Origin of the sequence: Azonexus fungiphilus, from assembly GCF_003634965.1 — a bacterium.
Taxonomy (GTDB): Bacteria; Pseudomonadota; Gammaproteobacteria; order Burkholderiales; family Rhodocyclaceae; genus Azonexus; species Azonexus fungiphilus.
This window is the reverse complement of the sequence record NZ_RBXP01000002.1, coordinates 112,450-121,675: the sequence shown is the minus strand read 5'-3', so window position 1 is coordinate 121,675 and position 9,226 is coordinate 112,450. Positions and strand designations below refer to the sequence as shown.

The 9,226-nt window shown below is 53.3% G+C and carries 6 protein-coding genes and 2 pseudogenes; 5 read left to right on the top strand and 3 right to left on the bottom strand.

Annotated features, from left to right (window positions below; translation table 11 throughout):
• From DFR40_RS17095 to DFR40_RS01420, 4 genes and pseudogenes are all read left to right on the top strand, one after another.
• A partial coding sequence (locus DFR40_RS17095) for an NHL repeat-containing protein (protein ID WP_170160130.1) occupies positions 1 to 1,325 on the top strand: 1,325 nt, incomplete at its 5' end.
• Positions 1,326 to 1,404: 79 nt separating this feature from the next.
• Positions 1,405 to 2,142 (top strand): DUF3391 domain-containing protein, encoded by a 738-nt coding sequence (locus DFR40_RS01425; protein WP_121456711.1) that lies wholly within the window; start codon positions 1,405 to 1,407, stop codon positions 2,140 to 2,142.
• 292 nt (positions 2,143 to 2,434) lie between these two features.
• A pseudogene (locus DFR40_RS17550) lies at positions 2,435 to 2,608 on the top strand (helix-turn-helix domain-containing protein); the annotation flags it as partial.
• Positions 2,609 to 3,343: 735 nt separating this feature from the next.
• Positions 3,344 to 3,877, top strand: coding sequence for a response regulator (locus DFR40_RS01420; RefSeq protein ID WP_121456710.1), 534 nt, complete (start codon positions 3,344 to 3,346; stop codon positions 3,875 to 3,877).
• 251 nt (positions 3,878 to 4,128) lie between these two features.
• On the opposite strand, the pseudogene DFR40_RS01415 reads toward DFR40_RS01420, so the two are convergent.
• A pseudogene (locus tag DFR40_RS01415) lies at positions 4,129 to 4,752 on the bottom strand (IS3 family transposase); the annotation flags it as partial.
• Between the two features lie 243 nt (positions 4,753 to 4,995).
• Between DFR40_RS01415 and DFR40_RS01410 the strand changes: the two are divergent.
• Positions 4,996 to 5,703 (top strand): response regulator transcription factor, encoded by a 708-nt coding sequence (locus DFR40_RS01410; RefSeq protein WP_170160129.1) that lies wholly within the window; start codon positions 4,996 to 4,998, stop codon positions 5,701 to 5,703.
• A 92-nt stretch (positions 5,704 to 5,795) separates the two neighbouring features.
• On the opposite strand, the gene DFR40_RS01405 is transcribed toward DFR40_RS01410, so the two are convergent.
• A complete protein-coding gene (locus DFR40_RS01405) occupies positions 5,796 to 6,581 on the bottom strand; it encodes a LuxR C-terminal-related transcriptional regulator (protein ID WP_121456707.1) in 786 nt (261 codons plus the stop codon).
• Positions 6,582 to 6,818: 237 nt separating this feature from the next.
• On the bottom strand, positions 6,819 to 8,942 hold the full coding sequence (locus DFR40_RS01400; protein WP_170160128.1) for a sensor histidine kinase: 2,124 nt from the start codon (positions 8,940 to 8,942) through the stop codon (positions 6,819 to 6,821).
• Between the last annotated feature and the right edge of the window lie 284 nt (positions 8,943 to 9,226).

The following is a 9,226-nucleotide window of genomic DNA, read 5'->3' as shown; positions in this document are numbered from 1 at the left end:
TTTTCGTGCAGAAGTTCGCGGCGGATGGAACCCTATCCGGTAGCGCCGTCCAGCTGGAAGCCATTAGCAAGACCAACGGTGCGGACCTAGGCCCCCAAGTGACGGCAGTCGGGAGCAGCGGCGAGTATGTGGTGACCTGGTACGGCATCGACAGCGCTGGCGACAACAGCATTTTCGTGCAGAAGTTCGCGGCGGATGGAACCCTATCCGGTAGCGCCGTCCAGCTCGAAGCCATTGGCAGTACCACTGGTGTGGACCAATCCCCCCAAGTGACGGCAGTCGGGAGCAGCGGCGAGTATGTGGTGACCTGGTACGGCATCGACAGCGCTGGCGACAACAGCATTTTCGTGCAGAAGTTCGCGGCGGATGGAACCCTATCCGGTAGCGCCGTCCAGCTCGAAGCCATTGGCAATACCACTGGTGTGGACCAATACCCCCAAGTGACGGCAGTCGGGAGCAGCGGCGAGTATGTGGTGACCTGGCACGGCCAAGACAGCGCTAGCGACTACAGCATTTTCGTGCAGAAGTTCGCGGCGGATGGAACCCTATCCGGTAGCGCCGTCCAGCTCGAAGCCATTGGCAATACCACTGGTGTGGACCAATACCCCCAAGTGACGGCAGTCGGGAGCAGCGGCGAGTATGTGGTGACCTGGCACGGCCAAGACAGCGCTAGCGACTACAGCATTTTCGTGCAGAAGTTTGCGGCGGATGGAACCCTATCCGGTAGCGCCGTCCAGCTCGAAGCCATTGGCAGTACCACTGGTGTGGACCAATCCCCCCAAGTGACGGCAGTCGGGAGCAGCGGCGAGTATGTGGTGGCTTGGTACGGCGTAGACAGCGCTGGCGACAACAGCATTTTCGTGCAGAAGTTCGCGGCGGATGGAACCCTATCCGGTAGCGCCGTCCAGCTCGAAGCCATTGGCAGTACCACTGGTGTGGACCAATCCCCCCAAGTGACGGCAGTCGGGAGCAGCGGCGAGTATGTGGTGACCTGGTACGGCATCGACAGCGCTGGCGACAACAGCATTTTCGTGCAGAAGTTCCATAGCGATGGAAGTCCATATGCCAACAGCAATAGGGTAAATGTGACGGCCGATGACACTTTGAGCAAAGCCTATCTGGTGAACCAAAACGTAAGCGTCTCTTCACTGGATGACATCCTGAACAGCCTGGATGCCCAGTTCAACGAGGTAACCGCGTACGTCAATACCAGCACTGACTTTACGCAAGGGATGACCGGGCTCACTGCGGGCACCTACCATTTGTATCTGGTGGATCCGCTCAACAACGTCACGGCTGCCCAGAACACCTTCCAGGTGCTCTAGGCAAGAGGATGAAGGAGAAGGTGTCCTTGAAGGGGGGGGCAGCCAGGCTGCTGCCCCCACCAACGACGGATACGAAGCCATGCCGTCTGGGTTCCGCGTTGTGTCGATTGACCAGCTACGTCCCGGGATGAAAATCCATGATCTCCGAAAGAGCTGGTTGGGCCATTCGTTCTGGCGCCGTCGCTTCGTGATTGAGGACGAAGCGACGATCGAGCGGTTGCGCCAGGATTCGATTCTTGAAGTAGTCATCGATGTGTCGCGCGGCCAGGACGTCGGTTCTGTCGCGCCGCGCCCGATGCAAAACGAGAAGGCGTCGCGTAGCGATGCAGCCGGTTTGCGCCAAGTGCTTGCGGATCTGCCACCCGCCGAGCATGCAGCGCGACCTGTTTCGGTAGACGAGGAGCGAAGGCGGATGCGCTTTCTGCGACAGGAATCGCTGGCGGCCGCACGCGAACTCCTGGAGGACGTGCGCATCGGGCGACAATTGGATATCCAGCGCGTCGAGCCGCTCGTCGAAAGGATGTTTGGCTCGGTCAACAGGCATTTTCGGGAAAATCTGCTCCAGGCTTTTACGAGGACGGTCGGTATCTACCCGGTCGGATCATTGGTTCGACTGGACAATGGCTATTTGGCCGCGGTCGTCAAGGTGTATCGCAACAATTTGTTGAAGCCAAAGCTCCAGGTAATTTTCGATACGCAGCGAAACTGCCATGTCCAGCCAATGTTGATTTCGAGCCTTGTGCAAGGTGGGGCATCGACCCGTATCGCATTGCAGCCCTTTGAGCTTGGTGGCGCAAGGCTCTTGGCGCCTCAGTGATGACCGCTGCCGTAGTCAATAAATCTCAAAGCAGACACTCAACCGGCCACGCTCGACGTTTGAAGGGGCGCCTGATGCGCCGTACATGAAACCGTCGCTGTTCGCCCGGCGATAGTTCGTTTAGCAAAACCTAATAGCTGTCCAATTGGGTACTGAGCTTGCAAACACCTGAATTACCCGACAGCTAAGGACGGCCAGTGTCAATCGAAGGCATGTGCACAATGGCACCTTTAAGGCGCCATTGGAAACGCCGAGAATCCGTAACAATTAGAACTTGGTTTGCTTTGAATAAATGGAAAACCTGCCTGTTATTGCGACCGTGATCAGTGACCCCTCTGCTGCGCGGAATAGGCGTAAGGAAGGGCAGTCTGACTTCTGGCGCCGTTTTGGAGTCACCCAAAGCACCGGCAGTCGATACGAGAATGGGCGGAGTATTCCTGCTCCATTGCGCTTGCTGCTGGTTCTCTTCGAGTCTGGCATCATTAATGACGAGCAATTGACTGCTGCCGGTAAATTAACTGATTTGCGGCGGGGTCGAGGTGGGGTTCGTGTCACGCGTGGCCGAAAAAAATCGTTGTCTGGCCGTCTTTGTTCCAATGGCTCAAAGCCAAACGGAGTTTGAAGATGTAAGAGCGCCTCCGGCATTGTTTGCCAGGGTTCCCGAGATAGGCAGACGGGGTTGCCGCTTGGCAGCCCGCATTGCTGCAAAACGAGGAGATCGCGGCGCCGTGGCCGCTACCGCGGGTCGTTGCCACTGCAAGACCCCGGGCTTCTTCGTGCATTCCCCTGGGCGGTTCTCATGGTCCGTCCAGCGTAGGTGATGCTGGACGTGTCAAATGGACATTCCTTGCTCCGAGATTGGCCTTTGGGCCAATACTTCGATGGAGATCTACTGCTACTAGGACAGGTGCATTGGTGCATCTAACGCGCCTTGCTGCCTCCCGCTAAGCTACAAAGCAAGTAATGAAAAAAGGGGAAGGCAAATTGAGCACTCAAATGCACCGAAATATAAGTTGCCAGGCTAAAGCGTTTGGTTGCGATCAGAGAGTGGATGTAAGTGTCGCACGTCCTTCGGATTGCGGCGGTCAATCGGGGACTCAAGCCTCAATGCTTGGCTGCATTGATACTTCCACATCCCGTTCTACCTTGTGGATCAATCCCGAGGCTAGCGGCAGCCCTCTTCGCATCAGCGATTTACTGGATGTCCCTGACTTACATATCACTTGACGATGGCCGGCTCGAATCTCTGAATTTGGCCGGAAAAGGAATGTACGGAGTTGCTATGTGTCAAAAATGCCCGACTAACTCCCAAAACAATACAGCGTTGCAGCAACCCTGCAGCGATTTTCGCCTCCTGATAGTCGAGGACGATCCTACATTGAGGATAATCTGGAAAATAACACTGGAAAGTTGGGGCATGTCCCTCCAGGTTGCAATGGCGGAAGACGGTTACGTTGCGATCGTGCAAATCGCAGCAGCTCGTCCGGATTTGATCATCACTGACATTGGTATGCCCAACATCGACGGTCGGATGTTGATCGATATTGTTTCGAGAGTTCCCTCAACGGCAGATATACCGTTTGTTGTGGTGTCTGGCTTAAAAGCCGACGATCTGCTAGACCGGCCCTCGGTTATCGGTTGCTATCCCAAACCGATTCCTTTTTACGAAATACATCAGCTAATCACGCAGCTCGTGCAACGTCGCGCACCGGCCAAGCTTTCACTGCCCGCCTGATATTGGCTCAGCGAATAGTTGCGGCTTAAATACCGATGATCGAGGAGTTCCACTTGGAATTTCTAACTGTTATTGAGGGTGAAAAAGCTGCTCAGGTTCGATTGAGTCCAGGGCATTCTGCGAAGGGTTTTGCACCAGTCTCGCTACGCTGAGTCCTATTTTCCGGCTGAGGAAGTGATTCAACCGATAATGCAACCGTTGCGTTGCCTACTGCTGGTCCGACGGAGGCTGCACCGGTTTTCGTACCAGTCTTAACTGGAAATTTCCGGCTCCTGTGAGTCCTCCTTGGATGCCTCGTTCCTGCACTGCTCAGCGAATTCGGCAGAGGTCATCAAGCCCTGTGCAGAGTGGGGACGATCCTCGTTATAGTACCGCCGCCACGCCTCGATTTTGCCTTTTGCATCCTCGAGGGGCAAGAACCAGTTCGCGTTCAGACACTCCTCTCGGAAGCGACCGTTGAACGACTCAACCTTGGCGTTATCGGTCGGTTTGCCAGGCCGAGAGAAATCCAGTCCGACACCGTGCTCATAGGCCCACTTGTCCATGACCTTTGAAATGAACTCGCTCCCGTTGTCGACTTTGATCGTCTTGGGAAGCCCGCGGGTCATCCGAAGTTGTTCAAGCACACGCACAATATCCTCTCCCTTCAAGCTCTGGCCGGCATCAATCGCCAGACATTCGCTGGTGTAGTTATCAACGACGGGCAAGGTCCGCAGCCGGCGACCATCGAACAAGGCATCTGCCACGAAATCCATGCTCCAGATGTCGTTGATCCCTGCTGACTGCTTCTTGGGTTGCCGCAAGTAAGCCGCCTTGTTCCGCTTCGGCCGAGTTTGACTACCCGTCATCCGGTAGGTCGATTGCTGTCGGACATGCTATGAGGTCGAAATAGCCTTGCAGGCAGTCGCATTCCAATGGGATTTTGGCTTTAGGCAAAATTTCGTGAAGCTATATTCGGCGGCCATTTGCAGTATCATTCAATCGAATGCAGTATGCACTTGTGCGCAGCATCGCTATAACTTTTTCCCGATGGGTCGATCTCTTGAGCGTCAGTCAGGTTTATCACAGCACCTCCTCCTAATCTCTTATTCATGACTTCAGATATCAAGCGTCCTCGCTTGGCAATCGTCGAAGACGATGTCGATCTGCTGGATAGTTATCTGGAATATCTGCGCGACGAAGGGTATTCGGCGTGGGGAGTATCGAGCGCTGAGGCTTTTTACAAAAAGCTTTTCGTGGCCCCGGTAGATGTGGTCATTCTGGATGTCGGTTTGCCTGGTGACGATGGGATCAGCATTGCCCAACATCTCAGTCAGACGGACGGCATCGTGGTTATCATCGTTAGCGCGCGTGATGCGACCGATGATCGGGTAGCAGGGCTGCGTGCCGGGGCTGACCGCTATTTGCTCAAGCCGATTGATATGGCATTGCTGACCGCGAATATCGAGGCTGTCTCACGGCAGCAGCACTTAGTGGCGAAGCCTTCGCTTCCTACTTCCAGCCAGCGTAACCTTGCATGCGACGATGCTTGGCAATTGAGTTCTCTACAGCGCACTTTATCTAATCCGCTAGGGAATAGCTTCCAATTGACGGCGCGAGAGTTTATCTTTATGAACTTGCTCTACGAGACTCAGGGCGAACCACTTTCCAAGAGAGTTATTGGGGACAAGATATTCGGTGCCAGAACGCTGAATACTGCCGAAAGGCTGGATGTACTCGTGGCCCGATTGCGGAAAAAGGGCCAAACCGTGTTGGGTCAAAGCCTCCCGGTTATGACGGTTCACAATTTTGGCTACGCTTTCACGGCTTCCCTGAAACGCGCTTGATGTCGCTTAGACCTTCGGATTTCGTTTGATCGAAATTGGTGGGTTATGCTGAATTCAAAAATCACACCTGTCTGGATAGCGTGACGGTCTGCTTATTCCTTTTCTTCATTTATGGCTAGCAAGGTGCTTACTGCTCGCACCCGATTATTGACCCCGAATTGTTGGAGAATCCGTGCGACGTGGTTCTTGGTCGTGCCAAGCGATATCTGTAACCTTCTACTGATTTCCTTATTTGAAAGTCCTTGAGCCATTAGATCAAATATTTGCTGCTGGCGCCCGGTCAGACTGGGCAATTCCGCATGCAGGGCCGTACTTTTGGCAAGAATTTGGCTCGCGGTAGGTGCGGGAGTTTTGCTCTCGCCCTCAAGCACCTCATAGGGTACGTACCTTCCCTTGCCGACAACAATTCGCAATGCGTGTGGTATGAGACACGGATCGATGCCGGTAGGGATAACGCCAGAAGCGCCAAGACGAAAAACGTCACGCGCTAATTCAGGCGTCGGTGATGCAGAAAACAGAACGATGGGTATGTCAAGATAGTGTTTCCGGCAGCAGCCTAGTGCGTGGGATGCAGCCTTGCCTGACAGCATCGAGTCAAGTATCAGCATGTCCGGCTTATTGTTCATTCTAGGATCAATTGTTTCAATTTCGTCCCCGAGAAATCGGGCTTCGCTGACATTTACGTGGTCAATATTTTCCAGGATTGTCCTTAACCCCAGGCGAACTAAGGGATGGCTGTCCACAATAAGGATGTCGAGTTCGGCAGCCAAAGCTTTGGACGTTGCATTAAGCGGCGAAGGCTTTGAGGCTCTGCTTGCACCCAGCTTTGTGCTTTTTGGATGCACTCCTTCGGTTACAAAACGGTTGGATGGCGACATATTAATATTTCGACACTTGGTCTCAATGGTTGTTTTGTGGACCTTGATCTGGATCGTCGCACCGAAAAAACTCGCGCTTCAGCAGAACAAGCTTTGATGATGTAATTTTCCACAGTCCGATATGTCATAACATTGCAGATTCTTTCAAAACCTAACATTTGCCGCTGAATCTGGGGGGGCGTCGGCGGATCTTGTATGTTCAGCGAAAGTCTCTCGTATGCTTCACTTGTCGTCTCTTCAATGCGCCATTGGTGATGAGGGAATATATATGGCAATGTTCGTTCCTTGCCCCACGCGACTCTTGATCTCGACTCGGCCGCCATGTAGTGAAGCAATGCTGGAAACCAAGGGAAGTCCCAGGCCGGCGCCCGGCAATGAGGAAGCGGCACGCCCCCGGACATATTTCTGAAAGACAAGGGAAAGCTCGTCGTCGGGAATGCCATCCCCTTGATCGATAACCTCAAAGAGATATCCCTCCTCTACGTTCCTGCAGCGGAGCAGCACCTCGCTGTCCGGTGGCGAATACTTGATTGCGTTGCTCAAGAGGTTGTGAAGCAGAATGCGCAATAGCAGCGGATCTGCTGTCAATACCCCCCCTTCTTGATCCTGGTCGACGATAATTCGATGCCGTTCGGATAATAGCCGGCCTCCTTCTGCCACCGTCATCATCAATATCGGCAGATCTACGGAGGAAAGCTGCAATTTGAAGCTACCGCTGTCCAGTCGGTCTTCCGTCAGGCAATTGTCGACAAAGCCGGAAAGACGGGAAACTCCACGCCGGATTCTTGCCAGGATGGGTGCAATGTCGCTATTTTGAGAAAACTTTTTGCCAAGCAATTGACTCGCCGCATCTATGACCGCTAATGGAGAGCGGAACTCGTGGGAAACCATGGCGACAAACTGGCGCTGCTCTGCCAATGCATGCTGGGCTACCCGTTCCCCATGAAGCGCTTGCTTTTCCGATTCGATGAGTTTGCCTTGGGTAACCTGCAGATCATGTAGCGCCGATACCAGCGTCGCATTGCTGGCCTGTAGTTCGGAGGTGCGTTGAGCTACTCGTACCTCGAGGTCATTTTTGAAAGAGCGTAGTTCATCCACCAGATTTTGCTGAGCAATCAGAGCCTCCCTCTGGGTCTTCTCCTTCTCGCGGCGAATAACAATGAACCGATCGGCCAAAGCGAATGCAAGCACAAGCATCTCGACCGCAGAGCCTAATTGCACGGCATTCATGGTGGTAATGAGATTGGCGGGTAGCACACCGATGGTAGTCAGATTGGTGGCAAGTCCAGCCAAGAAAAGTGCAACATACGCCACCATAAAGAAATATGCGCTGCGTTGCCTTCTATAGGCGCAAGTTACGCCTACTGACATTAGTGTTACCATGGTCGCGGCGGAGAGTACTTGCCACGGCATGGAAAAATTGTCATATGATATGACGTAGCCGCAACTCAAAAAAACCTGCAGCGCAATTAACAGTTTCAGATATGGATCAACCTGCGGTAAAAACTCTTGGGTCGATAGCATGCGTCTCGTAAAGGCGATGAATATCGCCGTTGCCATGGCAAACCCAAGCGGCGCAAATAGGGTTGACATGAAACTTGAATCAACCAGGACATACTCGGCCAGGAGTCCATTCTGCGCAGACAAAGCAATTGCCAATGACGATGAGGCCCCGACATAAAGCAGGTAATTCAAATCTCGCAGAGCGATGAACAGGAGCAAGTTGAATAGGATCAACCCCGCAGCCATCCCGAAATACAGCGCTTGGGAAAAGTAATCCCAACGCTCGTAGACATGGTACGCCCGGGGCATCCATAGCTTGGCCGGAATAATAATTCCAGTAGTCGACTTGATGCGCAGGTACAACACCTGTTCCGTGTGGGGCAAGAAAGAAACGGGGAAGACGAAGAATCTGTTTCCATAGGGACGCGTGGAAAACGGAAGCAGTTCGCCTGTCTTAAAGGCGCGGTAGATCCCGTTTTCATCCGGATAGTAGATTTGAACGCTGGAGAGGCGTGCCTTGGCAATCTCTAGCATGCGATCTGTCCGTTCATTACTTTCATTGCGAATCCGAATTCGCAGCCAGAAAGCGGAACGGCTGTAAGTGAAATTTAGCGCTTCGCCTGGAGAGTGCTCAGATAAAAAACGGCTCGCTATTTCCGGATGTTGTACTTCCTCAATGGTGAGTTTATTGCCGGGATCCTCAAGAACCGAAAAATAGGACGTCAAGGAAACCCATTCTTTGTCTTCGCCGAGCTTCAGAAGAGGGCTTTCGTCTCGGGCCAAGGCATTTGTAGACTGCAACTGAAGCAGGCTACAGGTCAGTAGCAATACCGACAAGCCGTGAATGGGTAAGCGCAAGCCCCTTCGCAAGACACCGGCAACATATGCGACGGTCAAATGGCGACCGCGACGCGGCATCGTTGACGAGTAGAATTTACATGTCATGAAGAGGAGGCGCCAAGGCAGAAATGAAACTGCATGAGCCCGGATTATGCTTCATGAGGGTCATTTACACCACGTACGGGCCAACCTCAGCCGAGGACTTGGGCGACGTCCCCCCGGAATTGAGTAGCGCCTGACTTTAGAGTCCAATCTTTCACGATAAGGAGATTGGACATGAAGAAGCGATTCACCGAAGAACA